This is a genomic window from Seonamhaeicola sp. ABD4_175, assembly GCF_056160885.1.
The window spans coordinates 1,476,742-1,493,071 of sequence record NZ_JBSWYC010000001.1 but is presented as its reverse complement, the minus strand read 5'-3'; the positions used below and the strand labels follow the sequence as shown (position 1 = coordinate 1,493,071).

Genomic DNA, 16,330 nt, shown 5'->3' with positions numbered 1-16,330 from the left:
AAAGTTAACAGCTAAAAAAACAGTATGGACATTAATAGGACAAGCACCTTAAAACACTATAAATAAACATAATAGGAATTGTTTTTATATTTAAATGATGCTATAAAATTGAAAGATGTTGGGTTGCAACCAGAAAACCACAATTACCCAATAATTAAAATAACTCCAGAAAATGAGTTTGTTATTTGGGGTATTGTAACCAATGTTATTAAAAAAGGGCAAAGGCTAAGTAGTTGTTTCTAAACACATTTTTAATAACGCATACGCTTTGGTAATATGCCCTTCAACTGTTTTAATAGTGATATTCAAATTTTCAGCCACCTGTGCGCGTTTTAATCCAGAAATCTTACTTTGTTTAAAAACTTGTTTACACTTACCTGGTAACAATTCTATACAAGATTTCATTTTAGTAATCTTATCTGTTTTTATTGCTGTATCTGTTTCAATAGCTCTCATTACTGCAGTATGGTAATATGAAGAAAGCATTTCATCATTTCTTTGTTGCTTTCTATAATTATCCATAAGCGTATTATAAGCAGCTCTGTAAAGATAACTTTTTAATGACTTTTTAACAGATAACCGTTTTCTTTTATGCCATAATTTTATAAAAACATCTTGAACCGTATCTTCAATTTTTGCGTGGTCTGAAGTATAACTTTTAAGATAAACACAAAGGCTTTCGTAGTATGTTTTATACAACAGTTCAAAGGCATTTTGGTCACCTTTTTTAATACGTTCTAATATGATATTTTTATCTTTCAGTTAACTAAAATTTTATATTTCTGTAATACAAATGTTAAAAAAATAAATTAAAATCAAGGGGGTTTTAAAAAATTTACGTCATTACTACAAATAAGCTTATAAAAAAATGAACCAAAAAAAAATAGATAGAATTATTGTTAAATTAATAGATAATACTATCTCTGAAAAAGAGTCTGAAATACTTAAAACCTGGTTACAAAATAAAAGTAATCTTGAGTATTTTAATACGTTTATAGAAGTAAATCATTTAACCAATGCACTTCATAAATTTCCTTATAACAACGCCTTAAATAAAAGCTTACAAGAAATTAACAGAAAACGTTTACATATTAAAAAGTTATTTAGGTATGGCATTGCAGCATCAATAATTGCACTACTTGGTTTTGGTTATTTTATACTAAACAACACTACAAATAGTACTAAAGTTGCTACACAAAACAACATACAAGCTGGCACAGACAAGGCCACTTTAACACTAGATGACGGTAGTAAAATAACTCTAGAAAAAGGGCAAAATTACATTACCAACAACGTTAAAAGTAATGGCAAAGAATTAATTTATAACACACCAAAAACCGCAAAACAAAGTATAACCTACAATTATTTAACCATTCCTAGAGGTGGGCAATTTTTGGTAAATCTAGCCGATGGCACAAAGGTTTGGCTAAACTCAGATTCGCAATTAAAATACCCAACAAATTTTATTGAAGGAGAAACCAGAACTGTAGAGCTTGTATATGGCGAAGCATATTTTGATGTATCACCAAGTACAGCCAATAACGGCTCTAAATTTAAAGTATTAAACAACCACCAAACTATTGAGGTTTTGGGTACAGAATTTAATATTAAAGCCTATAAAGAAGACACAAATATTTTAACCACTTTGGTTGAAGGAAAAGTAATGGTTGCAAACCATACAAATAGTACCATTTTAAAACCCAATCAGCAATCAATAATCACACCTAACAACAACAAAATTGCAGTAAACACTATAAATGTTTACAATGAAATTTCATGGAAAAGCGGTGTATTTAGCTTTAAAAACAGGCCTTTAAAGGAAATAATGATGGTTTTATCAAGATGGTATGATGTTGATGTAAACTTTAAAAACAAAAACATTGAAACCGAACTATTTGGGGGCTCTTTTGATAAAACACAAAATATAGAAGAAATTTTAACAATGATACAAAACGCAACAAATATGTCTTTTATTATTCAAAATGGGCAAGTAATTATAGAATAATAAAAAGGGAAAAGGAACAGAGTTTAGACATCCTACCGTACCATTCTCAGTTCCTTTTTAAGGCGTATTTAATTAATTAAATGTTTAACTAACTAAAAACACTCAAATTTATGAAAATTAAATTTATTCGAGTTCCTATAAACTATAGGAAACAACTCTCTTTGATGCTTATGAAAACCTTCATTTTTTTATTTTGCGCCTTATCCTTTGGGTTTAACTCTAACAACAGTTTTTCACAAAACATCAAAATAAACATTGATGAAGAACAAGAAATATCTGTTATTGAAGTTTTTGAACTTATAAAAGAAAAAACAAACTATAGGTTTATTTATAAAACCGAAGATTTTAAAAACGCCCCAGAAATTCACTTAAAAAAAGGTATTATTACGGTTCACAATTTGTTATCAAAAAGCCTATCGTTTAGCAACTATGTTTATGAACTAACACCTAACAAAACCATAGTTTTAAAACAAAAAGATTTTATTAGGCAGGGTATTTATCAGCAGCAAATAAAAGGTACTGTAAAAGATAAAAATGGAGCGCCACTACCAGGTGCTAACATAACTATTACTACTGCCAGTGGCGATTTCATTAAAGGTGTAGCGGCAGACTTTGATGGAGGTTTTACAATTACTGCATTAAAAGGCTATATTATTAAAGTATCATTTATTGGCTTTTTAACTCAAGAGTTTGTGGTAGACAACCAAACAGAACTTAACGTAGTACTTCAGGAAAATGCCAACGTACTTGATGAAGTAGTACTTAGCACAGGATATCAAAAAATTTCTAAAGAACGCACCACTGGGTCGTTTGAAAACATTAATCAAAAAACACTTGGTATAAAAACCACTCAAAATGTATTTGATAAAATTGAAGGAGAAGTCGCTGGTGTTTTATTTGATGTTGATTCTAATGGAAACAGTTCAGCAGTTATTAGAGGTATTAGCACTATAAACTCTGTAAGTGAGCCTTTGGTTGTGGTAGATGGTTTCCCTATAGAACAAGGCTTAGAAACTATAAACCCTAATGATGTTGAAAGTATAACTATTTTAAAAGATGCTGCTGCCGCATCAATTTGGGGTATTAGAGCCGCTAACGGCGTTATAGTTGTTGTTACTAGAAAAGGCGAAAGAAACACCAAAACTACAGTTAATTATTCATCAAACTTTTCAATAACACCACAAATTGATTTACATGAACAGCCCTATGCATCAACATCCAGTTTTTTAGAGTTTGAAAAACACATGGCTGATAATACTTGGAGAAATCTACCTAATGCCTTTAACCCTTCTAACATAAGCGAAGGTTTAAACACATACCTTCTTTTAAATAACGGTAACATTACCCAAGCTGAAGCCGATGAAACCATAAGCAAACTTAAAAATATTGATAGCAGGCAACAGTTTGAAGATTTGTTCCTTTCTAACCAAACATGGGTTCAGCACAATTTAAGCATTGGCGGTGGTGGCGCTAATAGTAGTTATCAAGCATCTATAGCTTATAATCAGAATAAAAATAATAGGTCTTATAGAAATAATGACAACGACCAAATTATTGCAAACATAAGTAACCAAATAGATATATCACCAAAGTTTACTTTTACTGGTAGAATTAATTACTCTCACTCCAAAAATAAAGCTAACGGCATGTCTTTGGGTAATGCTCAAGGTTTAGATCAATACCAAAACATAATTGATGAAAACGGCAATTATCTAGCTCAACCTCAAGGATTTTATCAAGAATTTAAAGATGCCCGTAGCGTAGAAAACGGGTACCCTTACAATTGGGACTATAATTTATTACAAGAGTTTGAAAACAAAGATAACAAAACAACCTTTTCGCAAATAAGGCTTCAAGCTGCTTTAAAATATGACATCACCAACCATTTATCTATTGAGGGGCGTTATCAGTATGAAGAAGGTACTTCAAAAACTAGAAATTTATTTAATGAAGACACCTTTTTTGTTAGAAACCTTATAAATACTTACACCACTAACGCTACGGGCAGTATTGTTAGTGCTATACCAGAAGGAAGTATTTTAACTAAATCTAATTTTAATCAAAATTCACAATCTAGCAGGTTACAACTAAATTACAACCAATCGTTTAATAATAATTTACATAACATTACAGCTATTGGTGGTTATGAGGTTAGAAAAGTTTTATCAAACAGTAATAGTAATAGGCTATATGCTTATGATGATCAATCATTAGATTTTGCAAAAAATATAAACTATGCTGATTTGTTTCCTACTGTATACTTTTTTGGAGAAAGCCAAATACCATTTGTTGATACCGTTTCTGAAGTTGAGAACAGATATATTTCTTATTACGGTAACCTTGCTTATTCTTTTGATAGGAGATATAGTTTAACCGGTAGTGTACGTTTAGATGATGCAAACCTTTTTGGTGCAAGTAAAAAATATAAAAACATTCCTTTATACTCAATTGGTGGTAAATGGGCCATTCATAATGAAACCTTTTTCAATAGTAAAACCATTAATAATTTATCACTTAGAGCTACTTACGGTAGTAACGGTAACGTAAATAATAGCACAAGCCCATTTGTACAAGTTGGTATTTCTAGTGATCCATTTACGGGTAACCAATATGGTTTTATTTCAAATGTAAAAAATCCAGAATTAAGGTTAGAAAAAGTATATGTAACAAACCTTGGTTTAGATTTTGGTTTATTTAACAACCGTATTAATGGTAGTGTAGAATATTACAATAAAAAAAGTGAAGACCTATTATCTAACGTTATTTTCCCATCAATACTTGGTTTCAATTCTGCTTTAATTAATGCTGGCGAAATGGAAAACAAAGGTGTAGATATTTCTTTACGCGGTTTAGTAGTTGATGCAAAAGATTTTAAATACAATACCACTCTAAACTTTAGCTACAACAAAAATACAGTAACTAAAGTTGATGTACCTAATGATACACCATTTGCCTACACTATTACGCAAACACCCTTAGTAAACACACCCTTACGTTATTTATACAGCTACCAATATGAAGGATTAAATGATAAAGGCGACCCTGTATTTTTAAATGAAAATGGCGATTTAGTTAATGAAGATATTAACGTAGTAGAAGCTTTAAAATATGAAGGCACCACTTTACCTAAATATTATGGTAGTTGGATTAACCAATTCACCTACAAAGGTTTTACTTTAAGAGCTTTAACAACCTTTAAATTAGGCCATGTATTTAGAAACTCTAATTTCTTAGACTATGCAGAACTTCCTAACAGGTTTGGTGGCAACCATTACATACATGAAGATTTTGAAAACAGATGGCAAAACCCAGGTGATGAAGTTACAACTACAATTCCTAGAATACCTACAACCAGAGCAGATGCTACTCTAGAGACATACTCAACATATTACAGGTACGGAAGCCAACACATTGATGATGCCTCACACATACGTTTAAAAGAAGTGGTTTTATCATATAATTTAAACCCTAAGGCAACTAGCGCCATTGGTTTTAACAGCCTAAGTTTTAATGTACAAGCCAGAAATTTAGCATTAATAAATTTCAATAAATGGAATGTAGACCCAGAAAGCTTCATTTTTACTCAAAGACCAACATTTACAGTTGGAATAAATGCTAACTTTTAAATAATAAACTCATGAAACATACTATATATATATTTTGTCTTGCGCTTTTAATGTTTTCTTGTGACAGAGAAGAGTACTTAGACATTCAACCAAAAGGTCAAGTAATCCCTACTAAAATTAATGATTACAGGCTACTTTTAGACCAAACCGAAGTATTTGGTAATGCTCAAGGTTTACAGGTCATATCACCTGGTTTTGTTGATTCGGCCTCAAATACCGAATTAGCAAGTGACGATGTTATGATAACCGATAACTTGATTAGTTTTTATCCTGAAGGAGATGTTGGTACCAACACCTTTACTTGGAATGATAATATTTATACCCCAGCACAAGAAGACCCAGATTGGTCTGCACTTTATGGCCAAATTTATGTTACAAACATTATAGTTGAAGAAATCCTAAACACAACCGATGGTTCTTTAGATGAGCAAATGGCATTAAAAGCAGAAGCATTAGCGCACAGGGCTTTTGCTTATTTCTACCTTGTTAATTTATATGGTAAACATTATAACCCAGCAACAGCAGATACTGATTTAGGTGTACCTTTAAGACTCACAAGTCAATTAACCGGCGTTGAGTTTCCACGGGCTACAGTAAAAGAGGTTTACGAACTTATTTTAACTGATTTAAATGAAGCAGTAACGTATTTACCAGATACACCAGAATTAGTTCATCGTCCATCAAAAGCAGGTGTTTACGGCTTGTTAGCAAGAATTTATTTATACATGGGCGAATATGAAAATGCTCTTGATGCTTCCAATAATGCATTAGCTTTATCAAACACTATAGTAGATTTTAATAGCTATCCAGATTGGTTTTTTCCTGGTATTGCAAATCAAAGTGATAACCCTCAGGAAGACCCTGAAATTATTTGGCATAAAGCATCAAATGCAACTTATAGTTTTAATATAGCTTCTGATGATTATTTAAGCCTTTTAGAAGATAATGACCAACGTAGAAGATGCTTTGGTGGACCAGAACTTTACGGACTTTCTGGTCCTGAAAAAATTTACGCCGTTGGTTTTATACGTAATTTTAAACCTATTGGTCCTTCTACACCAGAAATGTATGTTACCAGAGCAGAATGCTATGCAAGATTAAATGATTTAGAAGCTGCCTTAAACGATTTGAATACACTACGTGAAAAACGTATGGATACTGGCACATATACACCATTATCTAGCACAGATCAAGATGAAGTAATAGCTTGGACAAAAAGAGAAAGACGCTTAGAACTTATTATGAAAGGGCACCGTTTTTTCGATTTAAAACGTTATAATGTATTTGATACACCAACTGTAGACATTACACACACGTATAACGGTACAACATATACATTACCCGCTAACAGCAACAATTGGGCTTTACCAATAGCTCAAAAATATATTTCGCAAAACCCAGAAATTGGTGAAAACATAAGAGATTAAAAAGTTTTCAAATTCCATTTAAACTTAAGAAGCTAAATAGCCATTGCGCTATTTGGCTTCTTTCATCAAAAAACAAAAATTTATAAGGTTTAATTTTTTTAAACCATTTTAATAATTCCATTTTTTATTATGAAAAAGATAACAACACTATTATGTCTTTTTTTGGTAATTGCAGCTTGTAATACAAAAAAAGAAACACCATTAAACACTTGTAAAATTGAAGTACATGTTGATAAAAAAAGTGTAGGAGAAATATCTATTGCACCTTACCAACGCGTTGAAAGTATGGAAGAATACAATAAATTCACCATAAAAGATTCTTTAAAAAACAACAAATCTGTAATTGAAATAGATACCGTACAAGCCATAAGACGTGTAACTTTAAAGTATAACAACAAAACCTATAACACTGAACTTTTTACAGGTACTGGCACATATAAATTAATTATTAAAAACGATAGTCTTATAGTACAAGGAGCTCCAAGACACGACGAATTTTTAAAAATTAGTGAAACATTAGGAATACCTAAAATGGAACGTTTAAAATATAAAAAAGACCCAACCGAAGACGAAATCAATTTTATTGATAATTACGCAAACAACCTTATTGCTGCCATAAAAAAACACCCTAAAAATGTGGCACTAGCACAAACAGCTTACGGACAATTTTGGAGTGCAGATGCCACAACGCTTGACTCTGTTATAAGTAGTTTTGACACTAGTTTACATAACAATTACTTCTTAGCCCCATTGGTGGAACGTCGTAAAAATTTAGATTTAGTAAAAGTGGGGCAACCAGCACCTAACTTCACCTTAAAAAGCATTGAAGACAAGAATATTTCATTATCTGATTATAAAGGAAAATACGTATTATTAGATTTTTGGGCTTATTGGTGCATACCATGCATAAAAGGTTTTCCAGAACTAAAAGAAATTAGAAAAACATACACTGAAGACAAACTTGCTATTTTAAGCATTAGTACAGATAAAAATTATGATAAATGGGTTGAAGCTGTTGAAAAACACAAATTACCATGGACACAAGTAATAGACGATGCCAATTTACCTGTAGATATAGGCTCAAAATACGCAGTTGTTGCCATTCCGCATTTAATATTAATATCACCCGAAGGCACCATAATTTACAAACACCAATACACTGATAATTTAACCAATGAATTAGCAAAAATTTTAAACTAAGTTAACCATTAGCTTTGGTGTTTTAAAAAAACAAACTTTAACATTTCTTTACAAGAGTTTATAAGCACCAAAACGTCTTAGCTTTATAACATAAAAACAAAATAATGAAAAAAATTATAGTTCTATTCGTAGTTACATTAGCTTATAACCTAACATTTTCACAAGGTGTTTCGTTTGAACATTCATCATTTAACGAAGCCTTAGCAAAAGCTAAAAAAGAAAACAAATTGTTATTCATGGACTGTTACACCACTTGGTGCGGCCCTTGTAAATGGATGACAAAAGAAATATTTCCGCAAGAAGAAGTAGGCAACTTTTTTAACGAAAATTTTATAAGCATAAAAGTAGATATGGAAAAAGGCGAAGGCATAGATTTAAATAAAAAATATGCTATAAAAGCCTACCCTACTTTACTATTTATTGATGGTAATGGAAATGCAGTACACAAATTAGTAGGCGGTAAACAAGCTACAGATTTAATTGAAGGTGCAAAATCTGCCCTAAACCCTAACTTAAGAATTGATTTTTTAAAAGAAAAATACAATACTGGTAATAAAGATTACAACTTTTTAATCACCTATTTAAAAGCTTTAAATGATCAACATGACAATGAAACTGCAGCTATTGTTGCAAAAGAAATTATAGAACAATCATCATTAGATAAATTTATGACTAAAGATTTGTTTTATGTAATAGCATCAGCACAATACCCATATAAATCTAAAGAGTACAACTATCTACTAAAAAACAAATTACAAATAAAAAAAATAACTGAAGATTACAATTACAGCAGTGTTTTAGGGAGCCCCATAATGGCACATTTGCAAGCTTTTGCAAAAACCAGTAAAAATTTAAAAAAGTTATATGCTGAAATTGAAAATTGCAACAAACAATTTGACATGAATGCTTTTGGCGACATATCAAAAAACCTAACCTATACTTTTTACATTGAGAATAACCAACTAGAAAAATGGTATAACAGTAAAATTGAAGATGTTGAAGCTTTAAAAAATGAAAAAAGCTATATATATGTTTACAATGGCATTTGCGATGAAATTTTAAGAACCCCTAAACTAGCTGCAGAATCAAAAATTTTTAATGACTTTTTAAAGAAAGCCCAAGGTTTCTCAACAAATGAAGAAACTGGTATAATAATGGGTAATTTAATGCTTGCTAAACTTTACCTTCATAAAAAAGAAAAAGAAAACGCATTAAATGCTTTTAACATTTTCTTTGAAGAGAACAAAAAAGCAGGTGGTAATAATGACCATCCCTCGGTGTCTAATCTAAGAAAGGCCATTGAAACTATTTAAAAGTATAGTTGTGTTACAATAAGAAAGATTTATAAAACACCTATATTAAATAAGGCTACCATGATAGGTAGCCTTAAAAAAAATTTATTTTTTTATTTCTTTATAATCACTCTACAATTAATTTCTTAACTGTTGTTGTTTCATCTTGTTTAATATTCACAAAATACATACCCGATTGTTTTACAACTCGTTTATTTACTTTTACTGTTTGCTGTTTATAAGACTTGTGGAAAACAGTTCTTCCTTGTATATCATAAATACTAATAATTGAAGGAGAATCACTTCCTAAATCTATAGTAAACTCATCACCTTTTAACGGGTTTGGATATATTGATAAGCGATCTGAAACACCTAAAACATCTTTTCCTTTTAGTTGTTTTGCTGCTGTTGTACCTACAACTAAGGCTATATCATCACACCAAGACTGATGACTACCATTTGCCATATAATAATAAACCTGTGCTGTAGTAGCACTTGATCCTGTGGTAAAGGTGTGCGATACTTTTGTATAACTTGTTGATGTTAACGGTGTGCCTGACTCTGCATTACCATGGTTTTTTACTCCTAATATGGCTTGCTGACCTGATGATCCTACTTTTCCCCAAATGCTTACTGTATATGTTGTATTTGGACTTACACTTATAGTTTGTGATACAGCTCCTGCACTACCCGATATTGTTGCTGCATAACTACCGCCATGTTGATTATTCCCAACTACTGATGCGCCTCCCCATGATCCCCATGAACTTAATGTCCCTGTCTCAAATCCTGGGTTTGATGCTAAGTTTGTTGGGCCTGAGGTTGTAAACTTTACCCAATTGATATTGGCGCCTCCTCCTACAAATTCTAATCTCAATATTTTACCATTACCGCCTGTTATGCTTACATTTGGTATACTTACTGTTTGAAAAGTACCCCAATTGCCTGTGTTTGGTAAATTAAACGTACCTATTGTTGTACCATCTAATTTAGCTATTATAGATTTTCCTGTGGTAGTAGTGGCTATGCGCGCTTCTAAATCATATGTGCCTGATGTTGCGTTTACTGTGTACTCTAACCACTCTCCGTTAGCTGTCCAGCCTACTGTTTGACCTCCATCTCGAGCCTCTATATCTACCCCTTCATTCTCCCTTGATACATTAGGGCCATTATTGGCTGAATCACTATCATTATAGGCTACTCCTTGTCCTCCAGTATCATATTCCTCAACCTGAATGGTGCCTGGTATTAATCGTGCTGAACCTCCATAAGGGGCTTGTGTTGAAGCGGTTGTACCAGAAATAGTAACTGTAGGACTTACTCCTGGAGAACATAATGACCTTAACACAAAATCATAAGCGGTTCCTGATGATAACCCTGTCATTGTTATTGAGGTGCTTCCAGCTGCCCCACTTGCATACCCTTCATTTGGGGCATTAATATTACCTGTGTAGGTACCAGCAATAAAAGCACGCAGTTCGAATGTTCGTGTATCTGAACCCGTATTATCAAATGAGATAGTTACTGAAGTTGTTGTACTTCCGGACACTGAAGCATTTGTTGGAGCAATACTACAATCTGCATTTCCTGGACCACTACCATTACAACTTTCTCCAGGAAGACCATAACAAGTACCATTAGCTCCATTAGTAAGAATCCAATCTGTTCCAGGAGTCCAATTATCTCCTACTTCATAAGCCCCAACATCTGGTGCAGAACCTACATAACCATCTGTAAAACCTGAAATTATACGCCCAGAATTCACTGCTGGCGTACCATTATTTAGCCTGTAGTTATTGTTGGAATAACTAATCCATGATGTGTTATTAATTAGATTATTTTGCTGGTTTGCTTGAGGTTCCCAAGTCACCTCACTCTCTTGTCCTCCTGCACTGCCTGGAGACGGTTTATCAGTAATATTATTCCAAACTTTTACGTTAGAAAACACTAGCTGCCCTCTTGTTGGATGATTATAATGCCATGCGCCCATAGTACCTCTATCTGCCTTTGAAATTGTATTATTAAAAATATCAATGTCTCTGGCTTCCCAGTTCATTTGAATACCAGTCCATTCAACATTCCAGACCACATTTCTATATACTTGAATACCTTGAGGATCATTATCTAAATAAATACCTGCAACCTTATATTGTGCCCCCCTAGCGTAGGCATCATGAAACCAATTATGATGGATTTTCATATTTTGAACATTTGTAGTGTTATTGCTGTTTACTGTATAAAATAAACCACAATCTTGAAGTAGCATAGCCGCTTGAGATATATTGTTCCAAGCTAACTCTGTTCCGTTATTAACACTTTGAACACAATCTCTTCCTGCACGCTCAATTACATTTCGAAGAATTTTTGTGTTAGATCCTCCTCTGGCGTTAATTGGTGCATCATAAGAGCCAACAATATTAAAATCATGAATATAATTGTTTTCAATTCTGGTTCCATTGCCTGCATCATATATTCCAGACCCCATACCAAATCCAATTTCACAATGTTCAATTACTGTATTAGATGAACCGCTTTCAATTTTAACTGCATTTACACCTGTTACAAAGTTAGATTGAATACCTTGTGTGTAACTTCCATATAAACTAGTAACTCCTTCAAGTTTATTACCTGTTCCTTTAATAAGAATACTACCACCAAAAAGAGCAAGGTTTTTAAATGTTATGTAGTTTCTATTGGTTAAATCTGCAGTTGTAGTTCTTCTAGACATTTGAATTTGGCCATTAGTAGGTGCTGCTCCTCCTGGTAATTGCACATAAAGTGTATTTGTTGAAGATTCGAAAAACCATTCGTTTTGATAATCAAGTGCCTGTTTAATTCCTTCTAGGTAATAATCTCCTTTACTAGCTGGATCGTGATAGGAGATAATCCAATCTGGATTTTTAGGTGCATCAAAATTAACTCGTCCACCTGAGCTACTAGTAATATTTCCTTTCCAAGCAATCCAACCCGATCCGGGTTTATCACCAAAAAACCATAGCGATCCACCTGTCCAGTCCCAATTAGGTATTTCTGCATCAGTTAAATACCCTCCTATTTCAACAGATCCGCCACTTCCTCCATCATTACGAAGAGAATTAGGTGTGAAAGGATCATCGTCTGTATTGTTTGGCCACCTTGCTAAATCTAAAGCTTTATTTCCAGCCATTACAAAATTACGCTGACCCAAATCCCAGTTAACTGTTGTTTTATAACGCCCACCTCCATCAGAAGTAAAACCATTTAACGCCTGCATAGCAGTTATAATAACTTTTTGACCTGGAATAGATTGAAATACAATTGGATTTCCAGGTGAACCTGAATTAGCAGGTCTTACAGACTCTTCATAAGTACCTTCTCCTATGTTTATTACATCACCAGAAACAGCAATAGATGCTGCTTTTCCAATAGTTAAGAAGGGTTGGCTTTGTGAACCAGAGTTATTATCATTCCCTGATTTAGAAACATAATAATTAACCTGTGCAAGTAGTTTTATTTGAAAAAACAATAATAATAAGATAGTTACTAGAAATTTTGAACGCATATCTTTTAAATACGATATGTCTTTAAACGAAAAACAAGAAGAACACAAATAGTTCTTTTGTTTAAATTTTTTCAATAATGAATTGTAATAGTTTTTTTGTTTCATTGTGGTGTGTTTAGTTGTGTGTGTGTTAAATTAATACGTACCAACCAGTTGCTATACATAGTGCTAGCAACTGTTAAAAGACATGGAAACACGTACAAAAAATGTAGTTATGCCTGTCTAAGGGGTCAAAATAGCATCTAAGAAAGCTACATAACTGCTTATTACGTTGTAAAATTATACTTGAATTATGTATACCAAAGCAAAGCACTATAAGTGCTAATAGTTCATTATAAATACAATATCAAGATAATTCTACTTATATATAATAATGGTAGCTATTTAGATCTAAGAGTTTTTACGCCAAAAATTTATTGGTGTATTGAACTTACATTAAGAGATTAAGAATATTCTAAGTTATTGTAAGTTTGATCTTTGGAGAGAAATAAAAGATCATATTAGATAGTCGTCGATTAATTTGTAGTTCGTTTTTCATTGTGTGTGTGTTTTAGTTTAGTGGTATGGTGTGTATTTATTATTATCTACATAATATTTATTATTAATTGATTTTAAACTCATTACATAAATTGTTTTGCTATATTAATCATTTTACAGACTATGTCAACAAAACAAATAAACTAAAATATACAATAAATGGTTTTCTTATGGGGATATGATTTTACCTAATTTTTCACACAAAAAACCGACTATTAACCAATATCACTGAGAAAATGCAATAAAAGAAAGAAAATAACCATGAGTTATTTTTAATGTTTTTCACAAACGAAAAAAGCCTCTACATTTCTGTAAAGGCTTTTGTTTTAAACGCTCCTCAGGTTGGGCTCGAACCAACGACCCTCTGATTAACAGTCAGATGCTCTAACCAACTGAGCTACTGAGGAAGGTTTTGTTTCGCTTTTGCGAGCGCAAATATATATATTATTTTAGTTCCCACAATACTTTTTTTAAAAAATTTTAATCAAATATTGCTTTGTAAATATCATTACCGTTTGCAAACAGCACTAAGGCTATTAAAATAAAGAAACCAACCATTTGTGCATACTCCATAAACTTATCTCCTGGTTTTCTTCCTGAAATCATTTCATAGAGTAAAAACATAACATGGCCACCATCTAGAGCGGGTATTGGTAATAAGTTTAAAACTCCAAGCATGATAGATAAAAAGGCTGTTATGCCCCAAAAAGATTGCCAGCTCCATGTGTTAGGAAAAATATCGTAAATAGCTTTAAAACCACCTACACCTTTATAAGCGCCTGTGCTTGGTGTGAATATAGCACCTAATTGATCCCAATAAGATACTACTCTATCTTTTGCCTTTTTTAAACCAACAGGAAAAGATTCAAAAAAACTATATTTTATTTTATCAAACTTGTAATAACCTAAAGCTTCTAGAGTTTCGGGTGTAGATCCTGCTGCGTAAACCAAGCCTAGTTTGGCACTATCACTTACTTTAAGTGATAGATTAAGTTCAGATTTATCTCTTAAAACCTTAGCCGTAACGTTTTGTCCTTTAAATTTTGATAGGCTTGCAACCACCTCATCACCGTATTTTGTGTTTACATCATTTAAACCAATAATAATATCGCCTTTTTTGAGTCCGCTACCTTTATTAAATGAAGTATCTGGTACTTCAACAATGGCAAAAGGTGTTCTTAAGTCAATAAATTTTCGTTCTTTAGAATCTATTAACTGTGCTAAAAAATCTTCGGGTAAAGTAACGGTGGCTTGTTGCCCATTACGTTCAATAGTAACATTTTTTCCAAACAATACTTTTTCTGATATTTCAGAGTATTTTTCAATAGTCTCACCATCAACCGCCAATATTTTATCACCCGTTAATAAGCCAGCTTCATTAGCTACTTTATTATTTATTAAAAGACCATCTTTTATATTTTCATTTGGCAAGAAGGTATCGCCATAAAAATAACTCATTCCAACGTAAATAAGTATGGCTAAAATAAAGTTAACGGTTACACCACCAAGCATAATTATTAAACGTTGCCATGCGGGTTTAGAGCGAAATTCCCAAGGTTGTGGCTCTTGTGCCATTTGCTCGGTATCCATGCTTTCATCAATCATACCCGATATTTTTACATAGCCGCCAAGTGGTAACCAACCAATACCATAAACGGTTTCCCCTATTTTCTTTTTAAATAGTGAAAATTTAACATCAAAAAACAGGTAAAACTTTTCTACTCTAGTTTTAAAAGCTTTGGCAGGTATAAAATGCCCTAATTCGTGTAAAACTATTAATAGTGATAAACTCAGTAAAAACTGAGATATTTTTATAACAAACTCCATATATTTTTAATCAAAATTTTTTTGATAACCGCACAAAAGTAATCTTTTAAACCAAGTATAAAAAGACATTTGTGTATTGCACATCTATTTAACACGAATTTAAGTAACATACATTACCTAAGTTATCTTAATTTCGTTGTATTTTTGTAATACTTATTTTTATTAAATATCATGCTTAATTTTTTTAAAGATTATAAAATTTTTGCAATTGTTTTTGGCGTTATTTCTGTAATAATAGTAGCATTAATTTACAATACACTTAACGTTTACCAACCACTACCCATTTACCAGCCTGCCATGGTAAGTACAGAGCTGGTTGACAGCACCATTCAGCACAAAAAAAAATATCATAAAATAGCCAATTTTTCTTTTACCAACCAAAACGGAAAAACAATTACTCAAAAAGATTATGAGGGTAAAATTTATGTGGCCGATTTCTTTTTTACAACATGCCAAACTATTTGCCCTATTATGACCAAAAATATGGCACAAATACAAAGCGAAATTATAAATGATGATGATGTTATGCTATTATCGCACTCTGTAACACCCGAAATTGATACCGTTGCGCAACTAAAACGTTACGCTATAAAAAAAGGCGTGAATGATGCTAAATGGAATTTGGTTACAGGTAATAAAAAGGAAATTTATGCTATGGCCAGAAAAAGTTATTTAGCAGTAAAAGATAATGGTGATGGCGGCCCATTTGATATGGTACACACTGAAAACTTTATGCTAATTGATAAAAAACGCCAAATTCGTGGGTTTTATGATGGTACCAATAAAGCTGATATTGAAAAGCTATTAAACGATATTAACCACCTACAAAAGGAATATAGCAAATAAACCCAATGTAAATTTTAAGTAAACTTTAA

General features: G+C 32.2%; 10 protein-coding genes and 1 tRNA gene. 7 read left to right on the top strand and 4 right to left on the bottom strand.

Annotation, left to right across the window (positions count from 1 at the left end):
• Positions 1-78 precede the first annotated feature (78 nt).
• Positions 79-243: a hypothetical protein gene (locus ACXAG4_RS06120; protein ID WP_475295246.1), complete on the top strand. Its 165-nt coding sequence runs from the start codon at positions 79-81 to the stop codon at positions 241-243.
• Here the strand turns inward: ACXAG4_RS06120 and ACXAG4_RS06115 are convergent.
• Complete coding sequence (locus ACXAG4_RS06115) at positions 226-732, bottom strand: RNA polymerase sigma factor (protein WP_475295244.1); 507 nt, start codon at positions 730-732, stop codon at positions 226-228. The two genes, ACXAG4_RS06120 and ACXAG4_RS06115, sit on opposite strands and share 18 nt — an antisense overlap.
• Positions 733-868: 136 nt before the next feature.
• Here ACXAG4_RS06115 and ACXAG4_RS06110 point away from each other — a divergent pair, with 136 nt between their 5' ends.
• From ACXAG4_RS06110 to ACXAG4_RS06090, 5 genes are all read left to right on the top strand, one after another.
• Positions 869-2,005: a FecR family protein gene (locus tag ACXAG4_RS06110; protein WP_475295187.1), complete on the top strand. Its 1,137-nt coding sequence runs from the start codon at positions 869-871 to the stop codon at positions 2,003-2,005.
• Between the two features lie 170 nt (positions 2,006-2,175).
• Positions 2,176-5,631 carry a SusC/RagA family TonB-linked outer membrane protein gene (locus ACXAG4_RS06105; RefSeq protein ID WP_475295186.1) on the top strand — a complete coding sequence of 1,152 codons (3,456 nt, stop codon included), beginning with the start codon at positions 2,176-2,178 and terminating at the stop codon, positions 5,629-5,631.
• An 11-nt stretch (positions 5,632-5,642) separates the two neighbouring features.
• The gene (locus ACXAG4_RS06100) at positions 5,643-7,058 is read left to right on the top strand and encodes a RagB/SusD family nutrient uptake outer membrane protein (RefSeq protein ID WP_475295185.1); all 1,416 of its coding nucleotides are present in this window, start codon (positions 5,643-5,645) and stop codon (positions 7,056-7,058) included.
• A 129-nt stretch (positions 7,059-7,187) separates the two neighbouring features.
• Positions 7,188-8,258, top strand: a complete 1,071-nt coding sequence (locus tag ACXAG4_RS06095; RefSeq protein ID WP_475295184.1) for a TlpA family protein disulfide reductase — start codon at positions 7,188-7,190, stop codon at positions 8,256-8,258.
• A 104-nt stretch (positions 8,259-8,362) separates the two neighbouring features.
• Positions 8,363-9,571: a thioredoxin family protein gene (locus tag ACXAG4_RS06090; RefSeq protein WP_475295183.1), complete on the top strand. Its 1,209-nt coding sequence runs from the start codon at positions 8,363-8,365 to the stop codon at positions 9,569-9,571.
• Between the two features lie 106 nt (positions 9,572-9,677).
• Here ACXAG4_RS06090 and ACXAG4_RS06085 read toward each other — a convergent pair whose 3' ends face one another.
• The 3 genes from ACXAG4_RS06085 to rseP form a co-directional block, all read right to left on the bottom strand.
• Positions 9,678-13,196, bottom strand: coding sequence for a carbohydrate-binding protein (locus ACXAG4_RS06085; RefSeq protein ID WP_475295182.1), 3,519 nt, complete (start codon positions 13,194-13,196; stop codon positions 9,678-9,680).
• Between the two features lie 765 nt (positions 13,197-13,961).
• Positions 13,962-14,035, bottom strand: a tRNA-Asn gene (locus ACXAG4_RS06080).
• Between the two features lie 73 nt (positions 14,036-14,108).
• Positions 14,109-15,455, bottom strand: coding sequence for an RIP metalloprotease RseP (gene rseP, locus ACXAG4_RS06075; RefSeq protein WP_475295181.1), 1,347 nt, complete (start codon positions 15,453-15,455; stop codon positions 14,109-14,111).
• A 171-nt stretch (positions 15,456-15,626) separates the two neighbouring features.
• Between rseP and ACXAG4_RS06070 the strand changes: the two genes are divergently transcribed.
• Entirely contained in the window at positions 15,627-16,301 is a 675-nt protein-coding gene (locus ACXAG4_RS06070; RefSeq protein ID WP_475295180.1) for an SCO family protein, read from the top strand.
• Positions 16,302-16,330: the final 29 nt, after the last annotated feature.

Bases quoted from the DNA above. Each gene is read 5' to 3' on its own strand.
- ACXAG4_RS06110 (WP_475295187.1), top strand. From the start codon at position 869: ATGAACCAAAAAAAAATAGATAGAATTATTGTTAAATTAATAGATAAT.
- ACXAG4_RS06105 (WP_475295186.1), top strand. From the start codon at position 2,176: ATGAAAACCTTCATTTTTTTATTTTGCGCCTTATCCTTTGGGTTTAAC.
- ACXAG4_RS06100 (WP_475295185.1), top strand. From the start codon at position 5,643: ATGAAACATACTATATATATATTTTGTCTTGCGCTTTTAATGTTTTCT.
- ACXAG4_RS06095 (WP_475295184.1), top strand. From the start codon at position 7,188: ATGAAAAAGATAACAACACTATTATGTCTTTTTTTGGTAATTGCAGCT.
- ACXAG4_RS06090 (WP_475295183.1), top strand. From the start codon at position 8,363: ATGAAAAAAATTATAGTTCTATTCGTAGTTACATTAGCTTATAACCTA.
- ACXAG4_RS06085 (WP_475295182.1), bottom strand. From the start codon at position 13,196: ATGAAACAAAAAAACTATTACAATTCATTATTGAAAAAATTTAAACAA.
- rseP (WP_475295181.1), bottom strand. From the start codon at position 15,455: ATGGAGTTTGTTATAAAAATATCTCAGTTTTTACTGAGTTTATCACTA.
- ACXAG4_RS06070 (WP_475295180.1), top strand. From the start codon at position 15,627: ATGCTTAATTTTTTTAAAGATTATAAAATTTTTGCAATTGTTTTTGGC.